At 64.1% G+C, this 20,279-nt stretch carries 14 protein-coding genes; 8 read left to right on the top strand and 6 right to left on the bottom strand.

Annotated features, from left to right (window positions below):
• Window positions 1-64: 64 nt before the first annotated feature.
• Window positions 65-970 (bottom strand): LysR family transcriptional regulator, encoded by a 906-nt coding sequence (locus tag SAS01S_RS02050; RefSeq protein WP_066804012.1) that lies wholly within the window; start codon window positions 968-970, stop codon window positions 65-67.
• Window positions 971-1,068: 98 nt separating this feature from the next.
• Between SAS01S_RS02050 and SAS01S_RS02045 the strand changes: the two genes are divergently transcribed.
• Together SAS01S_RS02045 and SAS01S_RS02040 are read left to right on the top strand one after the other, a co-directional pair.
• On the top strand, window positions 1,069-2,058 hold the full coding sequence (locus SAS01S_RS02045; RefSeq protein WP_066804009.1) for an aldo/keto reductase: 990 nt from the start codon (window positions 1,069-1,071) through the stop codon (window positions 2,056-2,058).
• 197 nt (window positions 2,059-2,255) lie between these two features.
• Window positions 2,256-4,337, top strand: a complete 2,082-nt coding sequence (locus tag SAS01S_RS02040) for an NHL repeat-containing protein (RefSeq protein ID WP_066804006.1) — start codon at window positions 2,256-2,258, stop codon at window positions 4,335-4,337.
• Window positions 4,338-4,354: 17 nt separating this feature from the next.
• Here SAS01S_RS02040 and paoC read toward each other — a convergent pair whose 3' ends face one another.
• The 5 genes from paoC to SAS01S_RS02015 all read right to left on the bottom strand — a co-directional run bounded on the left by paoC (window position 4,355) and on the right by SAS01S_RS02015 (window position 10,754).
• On the bottom strand, window positions 4,355-6,571 hold the full coding sequence (paoC, locus tag SAS01S_RS02035; protein ID WP_066804003.1) for an aldehyde oxidoreductase molybdenum-binding subunit PaoC: 2,217 nt from the start codon (window positions 6,569-6,571) through the stop codon (window positions 4,355-4,357).
• The gene (locus SAS01S_RS02030) at window positions 6,568-7,521 is read right to left on the bottom strand and encodes an FAD binding domain-containing protein (RefSeq protein WP_066804001.1); all 954 of its coding nucleotides are present in this window, start codon (window positions 7,519-7,521) and stop codon (window positions 6,568-6,570) included. The genes paoC and SAS01S_RS02030 overlap by 4 nt, the downstream gene beginning before the upstream one ends.
• Window positions 7,518-8,153, bottom strand: coding sequence for an aldehyde dehydrogenase iron-sulfur subunit PaoA (gene paoA, locus SAS01S_RS02025; protein ID WP_066803998.1), 636 nt, complete (start codon window positions 8,151-8,153; stop codon window positions 7,518-7,520). Before paoA ends, SAS01S_RS02030 begins: the two co-directional genes overlap by 4 nt.
• Before the next feature lie 355 nt (window positions 8,154-8,508).
• On the bottom strand, window positions 8,509-9,723 hold the full coding sequence (locus SAS01S_RS02020; protein ID WP_084238402.1) for an MFS transporter: 1,215 nt from the start codon (window positions 9,721-9,723) through the stop codon (window positions 8,509-8,511).
• A 134-nt stretch (window positions 9,724-9,857) separates the two neighbouring features.
• On the bottom strand, window positions 9,858-10,754 hold the full coding sequence (locus SAS01S_RS02015; RefSeq protein WP_066803995.1) for a LysR family transcriptional regulator: 897 nt from the start codon (window positions 10,752-10,754) through the stop codon (window positions 9,858-9,860).
• A 359-nt stretch (window positions 10,755-11,113) separates the two neighbouring features.
• Here SAS01S_RS02015 and rfbC point away from each other — a divergent pair, with 359 nt between their 5' ends.
• Genes rfbC through SAS01S_RS01985 form a run of 6 tightly spaced genes read left to right on the top strand, consistent with a single transcriptional unit; the run spans window position 11,114 to window position 20,276 of the window.
• Window positions 11,114-11,686, top strand: a complete 573-nt coding sequence (gene rfbC, locus SAS01S_RS02010) for a dTDP-4-dehydrorhamnose 3,5-epimerase (RefSeq protein ID WP_066803992.1) — start codon at window positions 11,114-11,116, stop codon at window positions 11,684-11,686.
• A 56-nt stretch (window positions 11,687-11,742) separates the two neighbouring features.
• Window positions 11,743-12,798, top strand: coding sequence for a dTDP-glucose 4,6-dehydratase (rfbB, locus tag SAS01S_RS02005; protein ID WP_066803989.1), 1,056 nt, complete (start codon window positions 11,743-11,745; stop codon window positions 12,796-12,798).
• 44 nt (window positions 12,799-12,842) lie between these two features.
• Window positions 12,843-15,713 carry a glycosyltransferase gene (locus SAS01S_RS02000; protein WP_169804884.1) on the top strand — a complete coding sequence of 957 codons (2,871 nt, stop codon included), beginning with the start codon at window positions 12,843-12,845 and terminating at the stop codon, window positions 15,711-15,713.
• A complete protein-coding gene (locus tag SAS01S_RS01995) occupies window positions 15,689-18,007 on the top strand; it encodes a rhamnosyltransferase WsaF family glycosyltransferase (RefSeq protein WP_084238399.1) in 2,319 nt (772 codons plus the stop codon). The genes SAS01S_RS02000 and SAS01S_RS01995 overlap by 25 nt, the downstream gene beginning before the upstream one ends.
• A 14-nt stretch (window positions 18,008-18,021) precedes the next feature.
• On the top strand, window positions 18,022-18,975 hold the full coding sequence (locus tag SAS01S_RS01990) for an NAD-dependent epimerase/dehydratase family protein (RefSeq protein WP_066803980.1): 954 nt from the start codon (window positions 18,022-18,024) through the stop codon (window positions 18,973-18,975).
• Complete coding sequence (locus tag SAS01S_RS01985; protein WP_066803977.1) at window positions 18,972-20,276, top strand: HAD-IIIA family hydrolase; 1,305 nt, start codon at window positions 18,972-18,974, stop codon at window positions 20,274-20,276. The genes SAS01S_RS01990 and SAS01S_RS01985 overlap by 4 nt, the downstream gene beginning before the upstream one ends.
• The last annotated feature ends 3 nt before the right edge of the window (window positions 20,277-20,279 follow it).

The following is a 20,279-nucleotide window of genomic DNA, read 5'->3' as shown; positions in this document are numbered from 1 at the left end:
GCGTCGCAGGGCGACGGACAGCGACATCTCCCGGTCAGCAGGTTCGCACGTATGTCGGGCGCGACTAGCGAGCCGGACGGTTCGCGGCGACGAAGAAGTCTATGAACGCGCGAACCGCCGGGCGTACGTGACGACGACTGGCATGGTAGAGATAATAGCCGGGAAAAGGCGGGCAATTGTCGGGAAACAGTTCCACCAATTCCCCGCTGGCCAGGTAACCCGCGATCCGATGTTCGTGAAGGAAGGCGATCCCCATGCCATCGAGCACGGCCCGCACCATGAGCTGATCGTCATTGGTGGTGAAGGAGTCTCGTGCGGCGCCTAGCGTGATTTCCGCGCCGTCGCGGACCACTTCCCATTGATAGACGCCGCCGCCGGTGAAGCGGCGAACCAGACACCGATGCCGTGCCAGATCCTCTAGCGTCAGGGGAGCGCCGTGGCGGTCGATATAGGCTGGGGCAGCCACGATCGTGAAGCGTTGCGGTCCACCAATCCGTGTGGCGATCATGTCCGGCTGCAGGTTTTCGCCGAGGCGAAGCCCGACGTCGAAGCCGTCGGCGACGATATCGACAAAGCGATCCTCGACGACCAGGTCGATTGCGACCGACGGATAGGCCTCGGCAAAGGCGGCAAGATGCGGTCCGATCATCTGCAGCGTGGCGGAGCGCGGCGCGGTCACGCGCACTGGACCGGCGGGTGTGGTGTCGGTAGCGTGCGCATCGCGCATCGCTTCCTCGATCTCGCCCAATGCCGGACCGAGCCGGCCGAGCAGCCGCTGCCCGGCTTCTGTCAGCGCGAGGCTGCGCGTGGTGCGGTTGAGCAATCGCATGCCCAGTCGGGCCTCCAGCGCACCAACCGCGTGACTGACCGCCGATGGCGACATGCCGAGTTGGCGGGCGGCGGCGCGAAAGCCGCCGGTGCGGGCGACTTCGGCAAACAGGGCAAGCTGGGGCAGGCTGTCGCGGTCCATTGGTCGACCTCATCGAACAGGATGTGCGATATAGATGGCCTAATGCGGACAGTCGAGCACGCCATATCGCCGGCGGACTTTCTGATGGAGACGTGATCATGCGAACGCGAAAACTCGGACCTCTGGATGTTTCTGCCATCGGGCTCGGTTGCATGGGCTTCACCGCGGCCTATGGCGGTCAGGATGAGAGCGCGTCGATCGCGACGCTGCACCGCGCGGTCGAACTCGGCGTCACTCTGTTCGATACTGCCGAAGTGTACGGACCTTATGAAAATGAACCGATCGTCGGCCAGGGGCTGAGGGAGGTACGGGACAAAGTTCAGATAGCGACCAAATTCGGCTTCCGGATCGGCGACGAAGGCACCGGCTTTCAGCGGACCACCGGACTGGACGGATCGCCGGCCAATGCAAAGCGCGTCGCCGAGGCGTCGCTGAAGCGGTTGGGCACCGACGTGATCGATCTCTATTATCTCCATCGCCCCGACCCGGCGACTCCGATCGAGGACTCGGTCGGCGCAATGGCGGACCTGGTGCGAGAAGGAAAGGTGCGCGCGATCGGCCTGTCAGAGGTTACCGCCGATCAGTTGCGACGCGCCCACGCGGTCCATCCGATCGCCGCCTTGCAGAGCGAATATTCGCTGTGGCAGCGCGACGTAGAGGCAAGCATCCTGCCGGCCTGTCGCGAACTCGGCATCGGGTTCGTACCCTATAGCCCGCTCGGACGCGGATTCCTGTCGGGTCATATTCGCAGCAGGGAGGATCTCGAGCAGAATGATTTCCGCTCGACCCTGCCTCGCTTTGCCGAGGGCAATCTGGAGGCGAACCTGTCGCTGGTCGACACCCTCTCGGCAATGGCGGGCGAGCGGGGCGTCACGGCGGCCCAATTGGCGCTCGCCTGGGTGCTGGCGCAGGGCAATGACGTGGTGCCGATCCCCGGCGCGCGCAAAATCCCGCATCTGGAAGACAATGTCGTCGCCGCCGACATCGCATTGTCGGATGATGACATCGCCCGTATCGGCAGCGTCATGGCTGACGTGCGAGGCGAGCGCTATGGCCAGCGCGAGGCGGCGCTGGTCGACCGAAAGTGATCTCGTCGGCTGCAATCAGGGCCAAAGCAAAAACGGCGCTGAAAGTTGCGTGGTCCTCGCTCGATGGCGGAGACCACGCGGCCAGAATCAGTTCGCTCGCCGCTAGGTTGAAACGGTTAGCGGGATCGCGGATCGGGTGGTGAGCAATCGTTGCAACCCTGTGGAGATGCTGGCTGGTTTGTTGCTAGGGCATCCGCATGCTCGTGAAATCGCCGCGCAAGGTCGCCATCTTTTTGGGTCTGATCGTCCTCGCGGCGGCGGGGAGCGTGGTTTGGCTGCTGATGACGCTCGGCTGGTTCACGCCTCCGCCGACGCGGTTCGGTTGGCCGGTGGCCATGACCAATGTTGCCGGCGGTGGAGTGCGGGGACAGGCCGACGGCGGACCGACAAAGGCGCGATTCGGTGATCCCTTCGCGGTCGTCCTGGATGCTCGCGGTACTTTATTCGTGGCGGACGCCGGCGACACCGGCCGCATCCGCAAGATCGATCTCGACGGGATTGTGAGCACTTTGCCGGGATCGTTCATTACGCCATCCGGCCTTGCGCTGGACGCCACCGGTAACCTCTTCGTCGCGGACACTGGCGCCAATTCGATCCGCAAGATCGGTCCCGATGGCGGGGTGACGACGCTCGCCGGAAACGGAGCGGCGGGGTATCGCGATGGCCCCGCCGCGACCGCGCGCTTCAATGGGCCGATCGGCGTGGCGGCCGATGACAAAGGCAATGTCTATGTCGCGGACAGCTATAACGACCGTATCCGCGTCATCACACCCGACGGCCAAGTGCGGACGCTGGCGGGACAGGGCGCTCCGGGCTTTGCCGATGGACAAAGCGCGGCCGCGGCGTTCGACACGCCGACCGGGATCGCGCTCGATCGGCACGGCGCGCTGCTCGTCGCGGACTCGGCCAACAACGCGATCCGCAAAGTCGAGAAAGACGGGCGGGTTTCGACGCTCGCCCGTACCGATCCGAATGACGGCGCCGGCCTGTTGCAGGGGATCGTCGGACTGGCACCAACCTGGGACGGGTTCGTCTATGTCGCTTGCTATCGCCGCGGGCGGATCGTCGAGATGTCGCCCGCGGGATCGTTGCGCGTGCTCGCGGGGCCGGGGTCGACGATCGACGGGAATGCCGCGCTGCCGCTGACGGGGCCGGCGGGGCTCGCGATCGATGGCGCAGGCGGCCTCTATATTGCCGACGCCTCGGCCTATGCCATTCGCAGGCTCAGCCCGCGTCGTGCCGATGCCGCCCCGATGCCGACAGCCATTCCCGAACCAATTGTCCCTGCGCTGGTCAGCAAGCCAGTCTTCCCCTGGCCGGTCGGTCCGCAATTTGGCTGGCATGAAGTGGTCGGCGACATGGGCGAAGTGCGCGGCAATTATAACGGCGAAAGCCGCGATCATCTCCATGCCGGTCTGGATATCAGCGCGCCAGTCGGAGGGACGGTGCTCGCCTCGGCGGACGAGACGGTGCGGGATCCGCTTCCCAATTGGGATGTCGAGGGCCTGAGCGAAGGCCTACGCGTCGACCAGATGACCTATATCCATATGCGCGTCGGCCGCACTGCGACCGGCACGCCGCTGGACGCGGGCCGTTTCCAGATCATCCGCGACAGCGAAGGCCATGTCGTCCGGGTGCGCGTGAAGCGCGGCACCCGTTTCCGGGTCGGCGATCCGCTCGGCACAATCAACCGCATGGCGCACGTCCATCTCGAACTCGGAGCCCCGCGCGCCAAGGTCAACGCGCTGTTGCTGCGTTTCCCCAACTTCGGCGATCACGTCGCGCCGCATATCGACGACATCTATGTGCTCGATGCTAATGGTCAGCGGCTGAGCGAAATGCAGAAAGGACGGCTGGTCGTTCCCGCCGCCGGCGGCGCGGTCGGGATCGTCGCCGAGGCCTGGGACCAGGTCGACGACAATGCCGCGCGTCGCCGTCTTGGCCTCTATGCGGCAGGCTTCCAGATCCTGAAGCAGGACGGCACGCCGGTGGCCGGGTTCGAACGGCCGCGTATCACGATCGAGTTCGATCGCATGCCCACGGCGGCCTTTGCGGCGAAAGTCGCTTACGCACCCGACAGCGGCGACACGGTTCATAGCGACCAGCGGACGCGGTTTCTCTACGTCGTCACCAATGTCGTGCGTCATGGCCGCATGAGTCCGGGCGGCTGGAACCCGGCGGGTGTCGCGCCCGGCAATTACAAGATCCGCATTTATGCCGCCGACCGCTGCGGAAACGTCGCATCGGCCGGACGGGATCTACCGATCATCATCCTCTGAGCCGGAGCGCAGGAGGCTCAGGCCAGCGTCGGCAACCGGGCGAGGTGTTTCTCGAGCGTGATCGGGTAGTCGCGGACGCGGACGCCGGTGGCGTTGTAGATAGCGTTGGCGACCGCGGCACCGACCCCGCACAGGCCGAGCTCGCCGACACCCTTCGCCTTCATCGGGTTGGCCTTGTCGTCAGCCTCATCGAGGAAGACGACGTCCTGATGGGGGATGTCGGCATGGACCGGCACTTCGTAGCCGGCGAGATCGTGGTTGACGAAAAAGCCGAAACGCTTGTCGACCGCCAGCTCCTCCATCAGCGCTGAGCCGACTCCCATGGTCATCGCCCCGATCACCTGGCTGCGCGCCGACTTGGGATTGATGATGCGCCCCGCCGCGCACACCGCCAGCATCCGCCGCACGCGGGTGACGCCGGTATAAGCGTCGACGCCGACCTCGACGAAATGTGACCCGAAGGTCGACAGCTGATGCGTCTTGCCGAGATCGCCGAACTCGATCTTGTCCTCCGCGACCAGATCCCCGCCGGCGGCGGCTTGCGCCAGCGGGGCGGAGCGGTTGCCGCTGCGCACTTTGCCCGCCTCGAATACGGCATCAGTCGAGTTGAACCCGAGCCGCCCTGCGACCTCTTCTCGCAACTTTACGCAGGCGGCATAGACGCCCGCGGTCGAGTTGGCCGCGCCGAATTGTCCGCCCGAGCCCGCGGCGACGGGGAAATCGGAACTACCGAGCTTCACCGTCACTGCCTCTATCGGCACGCCCATCATCTCCGCCGCGGTCTGGGCGATGATCGTGTAGCTGCCGGTGCCGATGTCGGTCATGTCGGTCTCGACCATTACGCGTCCATCGCCACTCAGGCGAACGCGGGCGCCCGACGGGAAATTGATATGGTTGCGGAACGCCGCCGCCATGCCCATCCCGATCAGCCAGCGGCCGTCGCGAACCTGGCCGGGCCGGGCCTTGCGCTGCGACCAGCCGAACCGATCCGCGCCTTCACGCAGGCAACGAATTAGCTGGCGTTCGGAAAAGCGGCGCGCGGGCTTTTCAGGATCGACCTGAGTATCGTTCCTGACCCGAAAATCGACCGGATCCATGCCGAGCTTTTCGGCCATCTCGTCCATCGCGATTTCCAGCGCCATCAGCCCGGGCGCCTCGCCCGGCGCGCGCATGGCATTGCCTTCGGGCAAATCGAGCACCGCCAGCCGCATCGCGGTCAGGCGATTGGCGCCGGCGTAGAGCAGTTTGGTCTGATTGACCGCCGTTTCGGGCTCGCCATTGGGCTGGTCGCCCGACCCGCTTTCATGCGCGATGGCGGTGATCGTCCCGTCGCGCTCGGCGCCGATCCGGATGCGCTGCCGCGTGGCCGGCCGATGGGTGGTATTGTTGGCCACGAACGGACGCGGCAAAGCCAGTTTGACCGGCCGCCCCGCCGCCTTCGCGCCTAGTGCTGCGAGAACGGCATCGGTACGCAGGAACAGCTTCCCGCCGAAGCCGCCGCCGATGAAGGGCGAGAGGAAGCGGATCTTCTCCTTGGGAATGCCGAGCGTCTTGGCGAGGTCGGATCGCCCCCAATTGATCATCTGACTCGATGTCCACAGCGTGAGCTGATCGCCGTTCCAGGCAGCGATCGAGGCATGCGGCTCCATCATCGCATGGCTATGGTCGGGCGTGGAATAGAGCGCGTCGAGCGTGACCGGCGCACGGGCGAACGCCTCCTCGAACGAGCCTGTTCGATCGGCCTTCGGCGCACCGCCCTGGTTGCTGTCGCCGCCGGTCAGCGGCGCGGTCTTGAGCGCCTCGTCGAGATCGAACCGGCCTTGCCCACGGTCATAGTCCACGCGCACCAACGCCGCCGCGGCGCGCGCCTGCTCGAAAGTCTCCGCGACGACGACGGCGATGGCCTGATGATAATGGTCGATCTCGGGGCCGCCGAACAGCTTGACCGTGTTGAAATCGCCCTTGCCGAGTTTGCCGGTATCGGTCGCCGCGACGATCGCGAGCACGCCCGGCGCGACTTTGGCCGCGTCGAGCTTGATCGACCGGATCCGCCCCTTGGCGATCGCCGAACCGACAACATAACCGTAAGCGGGATTGCCGACGTGGCGATGATGCTCATAGGCATAAGGCGCTTGCCCTGTGGTCTTGAACGGACCGTCGATACGGTCATGCGCACAACCGACCACTTTTGCGCGATCGATCGGGTTTTGGCCCGCAGGCGTGTCGAACTTCATGCCGCTTTCCCCTGATCGATCGCTGCCGCCAGCGTCCGTTCGGCCAGCGGGATCTTGAACGCATTGTCCGGCATCGGACGGGCGCCGGCGAGAAGCCGGCCGGCGACGTCCTTGGCGCCGCGGGGCATCGCTGCCTCGGCCGCCTCGACTCGCCACGGCTTGTGCGCGACGCCGCCCAGCGCCACGCGCCCGCTGCCGTCCTTGTGGATCACCGCCGCGACCGAGACGAGCGCAAAGGCGTAGGAGGCGCGGTCGCGGACCTTCTCGTAGTGATGGAAGCCGCCGATCGGCTTGGGCAAGGTCACGCCGGTGATGAGCTCGCCGGGCGTCAGCACCGTCTCGATATGCGGCGTGTCGCCGGGGAGAGGGTGAAACTCGGCGATTGGGATGGCGCGGGTGCTGCCGTCGGGCTTCACCGTCTCCACTGTCGCGTCGAGGACGCGCAACCCCACCGCCATGTCCGACGGGTTGGTCGCGATACAATGATCGCTCGATCCGATCACTGCCAATTGCCGGCTAAAACCGCCGATCGCGGAGCAGCCCGAGCCGGGCTTGCGCTTGTTGCACGGCATGTTCGTGTCGTAAAAATAGGGGCAACGCGTGCGTTGGAGCAGATTGCCTGCGGTGGTCGCCTTGTTGCGAAGCTGCCCGGACGCGCCGGCGACGATCGCCCGGCTCAGCACGCCATAATCGCGCCGGACGCGCCTATCGCTAGCCAGATCGGTGTTGGTCACCAGCGCGCCGATCCTGAGCCCGCCGTCCGCGGTCGGCTCGATCTTGTCGAGCCCGATATCCTGGACATCGACCAAGTGAACGGGTGTCTCGATCTGCAGCTTCATCAGATCGAGCAAGTTGGTGCCGCCGGCCAGGAACTTGGCGCCGGACTGGCTGGCGACTGCGCGCGCCGCGCCGACCGGGTCCTTGGCGCGCTCATAGGTGAAGGCTTTCATGCCCCTGCTCCCGCGACTTCGGTGATCGCCTCCGCGATGTTGGAATAGGCACCGCAGCGGCAGATATTACCGCTCATCCGCTCGCGCAGCTCCGCATTGGTGAGGCTGGGCCGTGCCGTCACGTCCGACTGGACATGGCTGGGCACGCCGCGTTTGATCTCGTCGAGCATGGCGACGGCCGAGCAGATCTGCCCCGGCGTGCAATAGCCGCATTGGTAGCCGTCATGCTTCACGAACGCGGCCTGCATCGGGTGCAAGCGATCGGGCGTGCCGAGCCCCTCGATCGTGGTGACCTCGTCCCCCTCATGCTGCAGCGCCAGGCTGAGACAGCTGTTGATGCGGGTGCCGTTGACCAGCACCGTGCAGGCCCCGCACTGGCCGTGATCGCAGCCCTTCTTGGTGCCGGTCAGGTGCAGATGCTCGCGCAGCGCGTCGAGCAACGTCGTACGGGTATCGACCGTCAGCGCATGCGCTTCGCCATTGACCTTGAACGACACAGCCATAGTGGGCGGCGCGGCGCGCCCGGGGTCGGCCGTGGCCGCCGCGCCGGGAGCGGCCGCAATCACGGCAGTCGCCGCGCCGCTGGCGAGGACGCCCCGTCTCGAGATGCCAAGGTCGTTGGTGTCCGACATGTCGCTTCCCTCAATTCCGGCAATGATGATCCAATGTCGTTCTGCCCCATGCCGCCAGCACTTGGCGAGCCACCTCGCTCCAATCTCGGGCGCGGCCGGCGTGGCCGGCGCCTCTCCTCAGCGCATCGGAAGAGCGCGGGTTCCATCAGCTTTGTCCGCCCCGATACCTTGAGTGCTTCGCGATCGAAACGCCGAACGCGATGTTGATGGCAGCGCGCTCGGTCGTTGGCGAAGTCGGCGAGATACTCCCCGTTGGTCACCCTCTCCATTGCGCGTGATGTCCATATCGGTGTCCTTTTCGGGATCAGGGCAAATGTCTGAAAGAGCCAGCGCAGGCGGAAGGTCCTCAGCTTGGCTATTGAGCCGCGACATTGTCCGGCTCCCGGGCATCCAGGGCGGCCAACAGCGCGCCGGCCGCGAGCAGGGCGGCGCTCGCCAGGAAGGTCGCCCGGTATCCGGCGGCATCGAACAGGAGGCCGCCGCCCGCCGCGCCGAGGGTGATCGCCAGTTGGACGATGGCGACGAGCAACCCGCCCCCGGCTTCGGCATCCTTGGGGAAGCGCCGCGCCACCCAGGTCCGCCAGGCGACCGGTGCGCCGGTGCCAATGGCGCCCCAAAGGAACAGGAGGCCTGCAGTCGGCACGGCAAACGGTCCGACCGCGACCAGGGTACAAGCGATCACGGCGAGCCCCACGGGCGCCAGGATCAGCGTCACCGACGGGAAGCGTGCGACCAGACGTCCGAAGATCCAGGTCCCGACCAGGCCGCCCAGCCCCATCAACAGCAGCACCAGCGACAGCGCGGAAGCGGATAGCTGCGTCACCCCTTCGAGAAAGGGGCGGATATAGATGAAGAGCGCGAATTGCCCGGCGAACAACATTGCGACCGCCGCGGCGCCAAAGCGGGCGGCGGGACGACGCAGCAAGCCAAGAGCGCTGGCACCGCCCGCCAATCGATCGGAAGGCATGGCCGGCAGCGTCAGCCACTGCCAGGCGAAGGTTATCGCCGCCAACGGCACGACCAGGAAGAACGCGGCGCGCCAGCCGATATACTGGCCGAGAAAGCTGCCGAGCGGTGCCGCCACAATGGTGGCCAGCGCGTTGCCGCCGTTGAGCAGCGAAAGCGCGCGCGGCACCTGATCCTCCGGCACCAGCCGCATCACCGTCGCGGCGGACATCGACCAGAGGCCGCCGATGACGACGCCGATCATGGCGCGCCCGGCCATGAACAAGAAAAAATTGGGAGCGAAGGCGACCGTCATCCCGGATGCCAGTATGAGCAGGGTGAGGCCGAGCAGCAGAAGCCGCCGGTCCAATCCGCGCGTGACGGTCGCCAGCGATAGGCTGGTCAATACCGCGAACAGCCCGGAGATCGAGATCGCCTGGCCCGCCGCGCCTTGCGTCAGGTGCAGATCGGACGCGATCGGGCTGAGGATGCTGACCGGCATGAATTCGGACGCGATCAGGGTCGACACGCAGAGTGTCAGCGCGAGGATCGCGCTCCAACCCGATCGCCAGTTCCGCTTCTCGGGTGCGGACGTAAATCGTGCAAGAACGGCTGACTGCGCCACGCATCTGCTCCGCCGATGGGCAATCGCCAAGGGTCGGCCCGGCGATCAGGCGGGCTATTTAGGCGTCAGCGCCGCCCTGGATTAGCAATAGTCTCTGCAATGAAGCAGTGAGCGCCGCTCATCGATCGCTCAAGCTAGAGACCGAGCGGCTGGAGCTCGCGGATGAGATCGATCAACAGTCTCAGCCCCGCCGGCAGTTGCCGCCGGCTCGGATAATAAATGTGGAAACCGGAACCCATCGGCGCCCAGTCGGAAAGCACTGGGCGGAGGAGCCCTCGCTCGACCAAGGGTGAGACCGTCGGTTCGGGAAGATAAGCGAGCCCGGTTCCCGCCAGCGCGAGGCCGAGCACCAACTGGCTTTGGTCGAGGCTGATCGCGCCGGGCACCTCCATCGCGATGACATCGTCGCCCTTCTCGAACTCCCAATGATAGATGCTCTCGTCGCCGAGCCGAATGCGTAGGCAGCGATGGTTCGATAGCTGGCGTGGATGCGAAGGCGTGCCGCGCCGCTCCAGATAGGCGGGCGAGCCCGCGACGACCCGGCGAATGTCGCTCGACAGGCGTTGAGCGATCATGTCCTCGGGCACGGTACCGCCAAAGCGGATCCCGGCATCGGCGCCTTGCGCCACGACATCGACGAACCGGTTGGTCACGGTGATGTCGATGGCGATCCCTGGATAACGGTCGACGAAGACGGGCAGAACGGGCGACAATAACAGCGAACTGGCGAGTTCCATCACGTTGACCGTGGGTTCGTCGCGATGGCGATTCAGGCCCTCGACGGCCGTGTCGATCGCGTCGAACGGCGCAGTGAGCGCGGCGTATAGGTCCTCGCCGGCGGCAGTGAGCGTCACGCTGCGGCTGGTCCGGTTGATCAGCCGTACGCCGATCCGCGCCTCGAGACCCTTCAGCGAATGGCTCAGGGCGGAGGAAGTGACGCCCAATTCCAGCCCGGCGCGGCGGAAGCTGCAATGCTTCGCCAAGGCAAGGAAATAGGCAAAGTCCGCCAAATCGGCGCGGCTGATGCGCATCCCGGCTTTGTGATGACGAGTTCGCGGGAAGGCAACAATGCTGAACCGAGTTCAACGATCCAGAATCAGGCGGCTGCCCAATCGGGCCGGCCCGGATGTGGTGCATGGCGCCCCCGCGCTCCGCGGCGGAAGCAGACTCAGCCGGTCGAAACAGCCGCTGGTCTTTCGAAGCGCGACGGGAGCACGCGAAGGCGACAGAGTGCGTAGAAACGGTCCGGATGGCGGGGCGGTTGATCCAACAGGTTGTCGACAAAGATAAATCCAGGAATCTCAAACGGCAATTTGACCCGCCAGGGATCGCCTTTATTAGGGCGCGTCCGAAACACGCGGCCGTATCGCCGCCCTGATGAATTGAGCTCATGTCTCCGCTAATCATCTGCCCGCGCCGCTTTGAAGACTCCCGCGGCTGGTTTAGTGAAACCTGGAATGACGCTCGGCTCAAGGCGGCAGGTGTCGATGTACAATTCCGCCAAGACAACCAATCGCTGTCCCGTGCGCCAGGCACTGTGCGAGGCCTGCATTTTCAAGCAGTGCCGCATGCGCAAGCCAAACTCGTGCGCAGCATTCGCGGTCGCGTTTTTGATGTCGCGGTTGATATCCGACGCCAATCGCCGACCTTCGGGCAATGGGCGGGGGTGGAGCTGTCCGCCGACAACGGGAAGCAATTGCTCATTCCGACGGGTTACGCCCACGGCTTCATGACGCTCGAGCCGAATTGCGAGATCGCCTATAAAGTAGACGATTATTACGCGGCCGATTGCGAAGGAGGAATTGCGTGGGATGACCCGGCCATTGGGATCGATTGGCCCGTTATCGATTCGGCGCCAGTCCTGTCGGACAAGGACGCAATATTGCGGCCGCTGTCCAGCCTGACGGTGGAGTTTCCCTATGACGGCAACCCACTTGGTCCGTTGCGGGAGATTGCGATCTGAACATGGATTGCTCCATTTTCTTTTGCCTGTCCGACTAATCCGGAGATGTCTCGACAATGAAGATCTTAGTTACCGGGGGGGCGGGGTTCATCGGCTCGGCCTTGGCGCGTCATCTGATCCAGGACAGTGCGCATGAGGTGCTGGTTCTCGACAAGCTGACCTATGCTGGCGTACTCGAATCGCTCGACCCGGTCGCAAACAGTCCGCGCTATCGCTTTGTTCAGGGCGATATTTGCGACGCTGTCTTGCTCGCTAGCCTGTTTACCGAATTTCAGCCCGATGTGATCGCTCACCTGGCCGCTGAAAGCCATGTCGACCGCTCGATCGACGGACCAGCTGAGTTCATCCAGACCAACGTGGTTGGCACGTTCACCATGCTCCAGCAGGCGCTGGGTTATTGGCGCGGCCTGCCGGCCGGGCAGAGAGCTTCGTTCCGTTTCCATCATATCTCGACTGACGAGGTCTTCGGGTCGCTTGGGGACCAAGGGTTCTTCGTCGAGACCACGCCCTACGACCCGCGTTCGCCCTATTCGGCTTCGAAGGCCTCGTCGGACCATCTCGTTCGAGCCTGGGGGCATACGTACGGCCTGCCAGTGCTCGTCACTAATTGTTCGAACAATTATGGGCCCTACCATTTCCCCGAGAAGCTGATCCCGCTGATCGTCATTCGCGCGCTCGCGGGCGAACCGTTGCCGGTCTATGGCGACGGCGCCAACGTGCGCGACTGGCTGTTCGTTGAGGACCATGCCCGCGCGTTGCGCGCCGTGTTTGAACGCGGAAACCCAGGCGAAACCTACAATGTCGGCGGCAATGCAGAGCGCCGCAATATTGAGGTGGTGCGGGCGATCTGCGCCGAACTCGATCATTGCCATCCGCGTCCGGATGGCAAGGGTTATGCCGAGCAGATCATGTTCGTTGCTGACCGCCCGGGACACGATCAGCGTTATGCGATCGACGCTGGGAAGATTCGCACGGACCTTGGCTGGGAGCCTGAGGTCTCGTTCGAAGAGGGCATCGCCGCTACCGTGCGCTGGTATCTCGATCATCGCGCGTGGTGGGAGCCGATCCTGGCGAGGCACGGCGCCACAAAGCGGCTCGGGCTCAAGGCCTAAACCGGGCCATGCGATGGCGTGACAGGTTAAGAGCTAGCGTTGCGTTGACGCTTGCTCGGCTTCGCCTGCCTTCGCAGATGCGCCCCTTGCAAAAGCGGATAGACCCCTATGCTGCATGGCGTGCGGCGAACCGGCTGACTCCGGCAACGCGAGCGGACCTTGTGGCTGCGCTTGCTAACCGCTCTAGCGAACTCGGCCGTATTTCAGTGGTCATGCCGGTTTATCGCCCAGCGCTGGACCTGCTCGCCGAAGCCATCGGGTCGGTCCAAGCCCAGATCCATGAACGTTGGCAGCTTTGCATTGCCGATGACGGTAGCAATGATCCAGAGCTTGCAGCGATGCTCGCTGACCTAACTCACGATCGCCGTATCGTCGTCACGCATGCAGCGAAGAATCGGGGCATCGCCGCTGCGACCAATGCCGCCGCCATGCTTGCGAGCGGCGATATTCTGGTCTTCCTCGATCAGGATGATCTCCTGACGCCAGACGCCCTTGCGGAAATCGCGCTTGCCTTTGCCGAGGATCCGGACTGCGACCTCGTCTATAGTGACAATGACAAGATCGAGATCGACGGCCTGCTATCGGCGCCTGCGTTCAAACCGGCTTGGTCGCCCGTATTGCTGCTGTCCTATATGTATCTAGGCCATGCGATGGCGGTACGCCGGACGTTGTTCAAAAGCCTTGGCGGCATGCGCCCAGCATTCGATGGAAGCCAGGACTACGACTTTGCGTTGCGAGCGTCCGAGCTAGCCCGCAACATCAGGCATGTGGCGAAAGTCCTCTATCACTGGCGGGTGCTGCCGGGGTCGACCGCGATGGGCGGGGGTGAGAAGCCACAAAGCTTCGCGGCAGGCGAAGCTGCGGTGCAAGAGGCACTGGCTCGGCGCTCCATCCCGGCGACCGCCGGTCGGCCGGACTGGGCTCATGAGAAGCGTATCGGGCTTCATGCCCTGACCTTTCGTAGCGACCCAGGCACAATCTCGATCGTCACCGCGACGCGGAGTGGACGCCCGACCGATCTCGATGCGATCGCTTCGCTTGCCGGTCTCTGCCCGGCAGGGGCCGAGTTGCTCGTCATCGATTCCGGCGCGGGCCCGAGCCCGGCAATCGAGGCGGCGTCCATACGCGCCGGGTTGCATCTGCGCTGGGTTGCCTGTGCCGCCAATGCGACGCTGTCGGCGCGTCTAGATGCTGCCGTCCGCGAAGCCACCGGCGATACGCTGATCTTCGTCTCGCCCGGTTCGCGGCCGATCGGGTCGGACTGGAGCGGTCAGCTGGCCGGTTATGCCGGGCTGGACGGTGTCGGCGCGGCGGGTGCGCGGCTCGTTGACCGCGAAGGGTATATCGTCGAGGCGGGGCTGGTGAGTCCGTTGCGCACGGCGTCACTGACGCCGGCCTTTGCCGGGCGTCCAGGCCACGCCACCGGTTATCTTTATCTCGGCCGGGTTGCCCATGAGACGTCGGCGATATCCGGCCATTGTTTCGCGGTGCGTCGCACATACCTTCTCGACTCGCATGCCTTCAACGAGGTGGTTGAGGATTGGTACAGTATCGGTGTCGCCTGCTCGGAGGCGATGCACCGCATCGGTCGGTCGGTCGTCGCGGTTGCTGGCGCGGATGCCGAGGTTGAGGCGTTTTCGGGCAGGCCCATCGTCGGCGATGCGCATGACGCCTTATACAATCGAAACCTCGCAGGCGGGGAAAGGCTCTTTCGCCCAGCGCCGCGCCGCTACCCAAGAGTTACCGGTACGCCGATGCGGGTCGTCTTCTTCTCGCATCGCCTTGATCACGAAGGCGCACCGGCCACCTTGTTTGATCTTGTCGGTGGCCTTTGCGCACGCGGCGACATCGTCGCGACGATCCTCTCGCCGCAAGATGGGCCGCTTGCCGATGCGTATCGGGCAAAAGGGATAGCGGTCGAACAGTTCGAGCCGCTTTCGCGCAAGGCCGGAGCCAAAAAATTCACTATCCACGTCACCAATCTTGCCGCGCGTCTCAAGAGACTGGGCGCCGATGCGGTCTTCGCCAATACGACCGAGATGTTCCCAGCAGTCCTGGCGGCCCGGGAAGCCGGGATCGGCGCGGTCTGGTGGCAGCATGAAGGAGGGGGATGGAACGAGGTATTCAAGCGTTATGCGCCTGTGCAGCGAGCGCACGCGCGCGCGGCTTTTGCTTATGCCTATGTGGTCGCATTCGTGGCCGAGGCGACCCGACGGGAATTCGCACCGCTCTTTTTGCGAGGCAATGATGCCATCGTCCGTTACGCGATACCACCCGAGCGGATTGCAAGCGACCGGCAGCGCTGGGCGCGCGCGGACGCGCGCAGGATGCTGGGGATCGGCGATGATGAAATCTGCATTCTATCGCTTGGCAGTTATTGCATGCGCAAGGCACAGCGCGATCTCATACGCGCCGCTGCAGGGCTTGATGGCGCGCTGCAGGCGAAGGTGCGGATTCTGATCGTCGGCGCGCCGGTCGAGGCGAACTATGCGCGCGCTCTCGCCGTGGCGCGCGATGCGTTGCCGAGCGGCCTCGCGGCCCGAGTGGTGCTGACCGGTGCGGTCGACGACACTGCGCTTTATTACGCGGCGGCCGATATCTTCGCCTGTACCTCGTTGCGTGAGAGCGCGCCACGCGTTCTGATGGAAGCGATGTGGTTCGGCCTCCCTGTCGTCGCGTCGAGGGTCGATGGTGTTCCGGAACTGGTGGCAGAGGGGCGGTCGGCGCTGCTCTATCCGGCTGGCGAAACCGCCACACTGGCATCACTGCTGTCGACATTGGCACAGGATGCCGATTTGCGTCATCGGCTCGGCCGGGATGGCACGGCGCATGTTGCCCAGATCGCGGATTATGACGCCATGCTATCATCATGGAATGAGGTCATCCGGGAATGCGCATGCCTGACATCAGAGTGAAGTCCGCTGGACGTTATGTGGCGCGCCAACTCCGCAAGGTGGGGCGACAGATCGGCGGATTGCTGAGTCCCGCTGCCACGCCGGCTTGCGACGTTCTTTTCCTGATCGGATGCTGGGAAGGCGAATCCAAGCGCTACCGGGTCTACAACCTGATCGAGGGGCTCGAGGAATGGGGTTATTCCGCACAGGCGCTCCTGATCGGGGATGGCCGCAAAATCATCGCCCGCAAGATGCGCCCGCGCGTTATCGTTTTCTTTCGCGTGCGTTACGATCCTAAGGCGCACATCACCGAACTGCTCAAATACTGCCGCGCGAACGGCATCAGGACGATCTTCGACGTCGACGACTATGTGTTCGAACCGTCGATCATCGGTGACATCGCCGGCGTGGCCGAGCTCGATGAAGGCGGGAAGGCCGATTATGGGAAGGGCGTCCTGGAGCACCGCAGTTTGCTGCTCGCGTGCGACCGGGCGACCACCCCCACCGAATTCCTGCGCGACAGGATGACAGCGCTCGGCCGCGACGCCTTCGTCGTGCGCAATACCGTAAATCGGGCGCAGCGTACCTTGGCCGGCGATCTGGTCACGGGCCGTGTGCGTGATGGGACAGTGGTTCGTATCTGCTATTTCTCGGGCTCAAGGACTCACGCACGGGATTTCATGCAATGCGCACCAGCGCTGCAGGCGGTCATGCGCCGCCATCCGACCGTCCGCTTCCGTCTCGTCGGCCTGCTTGACCTTGATGAAAGCTGGGCACCGTTCGCCGACCGGATCGAACGTGCCGATTTCATGCCGATGCTCGACATGCTGCGCAGCCTGTCGGAGTGCGATATCAATCTGGCCCCGCTCGAAGAGGGCAACCTGTTCTCCGAAGGCAAAAGCGAGCTCAAATTCTTCGAGGCGGCGACCGTCGAAGTCCCGACGGTCGCCAGCCGTACGGCGCCCTTCGCCGCGGCGATCCAGGATGGCACGACCGGGTTTCTCGCATCCACCTGGCAGGAATGGGAGGACAAGCTCGACCGGTTGATAGAATCACCAGCGGTGCGCGAAGCGATCGGCCGCGCAGCCGCCGCTGTGGCCGTCGAGCATTTCTCCACTGCGGTTGCGGCGCGCAGTGCGCTCGCGGCTTATGGGCTGGATGAGCCGATGGCCGCGCGTGTCCAGTCGGAAGGCGGGCGCCTCCGGATCGGCTGGATCCTGCCCGGGGTGATCATCGGCGGCGGCGGGCACCGCAATATCCTGCGCGCCGCTTATTACCTGGAAAAATTCGGGCATGACGTGCGACTCTATTTTTCGGACACGCCGATGTCGAAATCCGAACTGCGTCGGACTGTGCGCGAACATTTCTTTCCATTCGAGGGCCCAGTGAACCGGTTTGCCGGAAACGTCGACGACGAAGACGTGTTGATGGCAACGCACTGGTCGACTGTCGCGCTGGCCGAGTCGGTCAAATCGCAGGTGGGTGAGATCATCTATTTTGTGCAGGATTTCGAACCTGCATTCTATCCGATGGGGTCCGAATATATCCTGGCGGAGAATACATATCGCAGGGATCTCTACGCGATAACGTCCGGCCCCTGGTGCGTGGACATCCTGAAGCGCGACTATGGCATGGAAGCGGATTCGTTCCAGTTCCCGATCGACCGTACTGTGTATGTCCCGGAAGCGGCCGGTAAAACACAGCGGGGCAAGAGGATATTGTTCTTTGCCAAGCCCGAAATGGCGCGCCGTTGTTTCCTTATCGGTACGATGGCATTGCGCGAGTTCCATCGCCTGAGGCCTGATTACGAGATCATGTTCTTCGGCTCGAACAATGCCCGAAAGCATCCGCAGGACTATCCGGTCACTTATCTCGACGAGGTGCCGACGCTGGAAGATCTGGCGCGCCTGTATGCGAGTTCCGCCGCCGGGCTGGTATTCTCGACGACCAACCCCAGCCTCGTTCCCTATGAGATGATGGCATGCGGCCTGCCGGTGGTCGATCTCGATCGCCCGGGTAATGAAGTAAATTATGGCTGGCGCAGGGATGTCGCCTTGCTGGCCGATGCCGATCCGGTCCGAATGGCGTGCGATATGGCCGCGTTGCTGGACGATGCCGGGAAATGTGCCCTACGGAGCCGCGCGGGGCTGGAATTTGTCGCTTCTTTTCCGAGCGAAGAGGCTATGGCAAGGCGCGTCGAATCGTTGATCCTGGAACGGATCGGGAAAAGAGAGAATTCGCCATCGCAACGTGACATGGCGCTCGATAGGCGCAACTCCCCCGCTGTTATGGCGGATAGTTTTCACCAAGTCTGAAACGAGGTCCATACGTGTCCCTTCATCTGATCGCAGGCGGCGCAGGCTTTGTCGGCGTCAACCTTGCCGCGGCTCTGCTAGAACTGGGCCATGAGGTTGTTGTCGTCGACGACCTTTCGCGCGGTACTTTGTCGGCGATGGCGCCGTTGCGCGCGCATGCCGGCTTTTCTTTTCGGGAGGCCGATTGTTCCGACCCCGAGGCGCTCGATCAGGCGGTGGGCGAGCTTGAGGTGGACGAGATCTGGCACCTGGCGGCCAATTCCGACATCCCGGCGGGCGTCGCCGACTATCGGGTCGATCTGCGGCAGACCTTCCTCACGACCGCGTCCATCCTCGACGTGATGAAGCGTCGGTCCATCCCCGTTCTGCATTTTGCGTCGAGTTCGGCGATCTATGGCGATCATGGCGACGATCTGATCCACGAGAATATCGGGCCGCTTCAACCGATCTCGAATTACGGTGCGATGAAGCTGGCGTCCGAAGCTCAGATCCGCGCCGCGCATGAAGCTTACCTCGGCAAGGCAAGTATTTGCCGCTTTCCGAACGTCATTGGTACCCCGGCGACTCACGGCGTGATCCTCGACTTTGTCGGCAAGCTCAAACGGACGCCCGAACGGCTCGAGGTGCTGGGCGATGGATCGCAGCAAAAGGCTTATCTGCACGTGGACGATCTGGTCCGGGCAATGCTGCACATCCGTGACCTTGGCGAGAGATTCGCGGTATTTAACGTCGGCCCGATCGACGACGGCATTACCGTGCGGGAGATTGCCGAGCGTGTCCGCGATCGCCAGTGCCCGGCGGCGGACATCCATTTCGGGGAAGGCAACCGGGGATGGGTCGGCGACGTGCCGCGCTTCCGCTATTCGGTCGAGCGCCTGCTTGGGACCGGCTGGTCCCCGTCGATGGGATCTCGTGAGGCCGTGCAGCGCGCCGTTGACGAAATCATCGCCCAAGAAGTCCGGGGATGACCCAGGCCGTCATCCTGGCGGGCGGGAAAGGTACCCGCCTGGTCAGCCGGCTTAACGGGAAACCGAAGCCGCTCGTCGACGTCGCGGGCGTCCCGCTGCTCAAGCGGCAGATCGAGGTCCTGGTACGGGGCGGCGTGGACGACATCGTCCTGTTGGTGAATCACGCTGCCGACCAGATCGAGGCGTTCATCGCCCGTGAGGATTTCCCTTGCCGCATCGAACTGATCGACGATGGATCGCCGCGCGGCACGGCCGGGGCGACGCTTGCCTGTCTGGATCGGCTCCGGGAACGGTTCGTCGTCGTCTATGGCGACACGCTGTTCGACATAAACCTGGCGCACATGCTGGATGCCCATGCCGCAGCCGGCGGCGCGGCAACGTTATTACTGCACCCCAATGATCACCCCGCGGATTCCGACCTGGTCCGGCTTTCCTCCGATGGGTGGATCGAAGGGTTCCATTCCTATCCACGCCCCCCGGGCGCGCATCTGCGCAATCTCGTCAACGCCGCATTCTATGTAGTGGAGCGCGCCGCGCTCGCGCCCTGGGTCGGGCGCATGGAGATCGGCGATTTCGCCAAGGACCTGTTTCCGGAGATGCTGGACGAGGGCGCGAAATTGCGCGGCTATGTCTCGTACGAATATATCAAGGATATCGGAACTCCTGCCCGGCTCGACAAAGCCGAACGTCACCTGACGTCGGGGGTGGTCGAGCGGGCACGGCGTGACCACAAGCAGAAGGCCGTCTTCGTCGATCGCGACGGCACGCTGAACGAACTGCACGGCCATATCGCCCGAGCTGCCGACCTCACACTCTTTCCCTTCGCAGGCGCTGCTCTGAAGCGGCTCAATGACGGCGAATATCGGGTGGTGCTGGTGACGAACCAGCCGGTGCTCGCGCGTGGCGAATGCGACGAGAATGGCCTGGCCGACATTCATGCAAAGCTAGAGGCAGAACTCGGTGAGGACAGCGCCTTTTTCGACGGGCTCTATTATTGTCCGCACCATCCGCATCGCGGCTATCCCGGGGAAGTTCCGGAACTGAAGCGGGACTGCGCTTGCCGCAAGCCGGGCACTGGGATGGTGGAACAGGCCGCTGCCGATCTCAACATCGACCTCTCCCAATCCTGGATGATCGGCGACAGCTCGGCGGACATTGCCATGGCCGAGCGTGCCGGACTACGGTCGATTCTGGTCCGCACGGGAGAAGGCGGAAGGGACGGGAAATGGCCGATGGCTCCGGACCATGTCACCGACTCGATCGCCGAGGCAGTCACCATCATCGTCGGTCCGAGCGTCTGACGG

The sequence above is a fragment of the Sphingomonas asaccharolytica NBRC 15499 genome (genome assembly GCF_001598355.1).
Lineage (GTDB): Bacteria > Pseudomonadota > Alphaproteobacteria > Sphingomonadales > Sphingomonadaceae > Sphingomonas > Sphingomonas asaccharolytica.
Note: the sequence above shows the minus strand (reverse complement) of the source record. Positions and strands in the feature narration are given on the sequence as shown.

Excerpts from the sequence above, each read along its gene's own strand:
- paoA (WP_066803998.1), bottom strand. The coding sequence starts at position 8,153 with ATGTCGGACACCAACGACCTTGGCATCTCGAGACGGGGCGTCCTCGCC.
- paoC (WP_066804003.1), bottom strand. The coding sequence starts at position 6,571 with ATGAAGTTCGACACGCCTGCGGGCCAAAACCCGATCGATCGCGCAAAA.
- rfbB (WP_066803989.1), top strand. The coding sequence starts at position 11,743 with ATGAAGATCTTAGTTACCGGGGGGGCGGGGTTCATCGGCTCGGCCTTG.
- SAS01S_RS02040 (WP_066804006.1), top strand. The coding sequence starts at position 2,256 with ATGCTCGTGAAATCGCCGCGCAAGGTCGCCATCTTTTTGGGTCTGATC.
- SAS01S_RS01995 (WP_084238399.1), top strand. The coding sequence starts at position 15,689 with ATGCGCATGCCTGACATCAGAGTGAAGTCCGCTGGACGTTATGTGGCG.
- rfbC (WP_066803992.1), top strand. The coding sequence starts at position 11,114 with ATGTCTCCGCTAATCATCTGCCCGCGCCGCTTTGAAGACTCCCGCGGC.
- SAS01S_RS02050 (WP_066804012.1), bottom strand. The coding sequence starts at position 970 with ATGGACCGCGACAGCCTGCCCCAGCTTGCCCTGTTTGCCGAAGTCGCC.
- SAS01S_RS01985 (WP_066803977.1), top strand. The coding sequence starts at position 18,972 with ATGACCCAGGCCGTCATCCTGGCGGGCGGGAAAGGTACCCGCCTGGTC.
- SAS01S_RS02015 (WP_066803995.1), bottom strand. The coding sequence starts at position 10,754 with ATGCGCATCAGCCGCGCCGATTTGGCGGACTTTGCCTATTTCCTTGCC.
- SAS01S_RS02030 (WP_066804001.1), bottom strand. The coding sequence starts at position 7,521 with ATGAAAGCCTTCACCTATGAGCGCGCCAAGGACCCGGTCGGCGCGGCG.
- SAS01S_RS02045 (WP_066804009.1), top strand. The coding sequence starts at position 1,069 with ATGCGAACGCGAAAACTCGGACCTCTGGATGTTTCTGCCATCGGGCTC.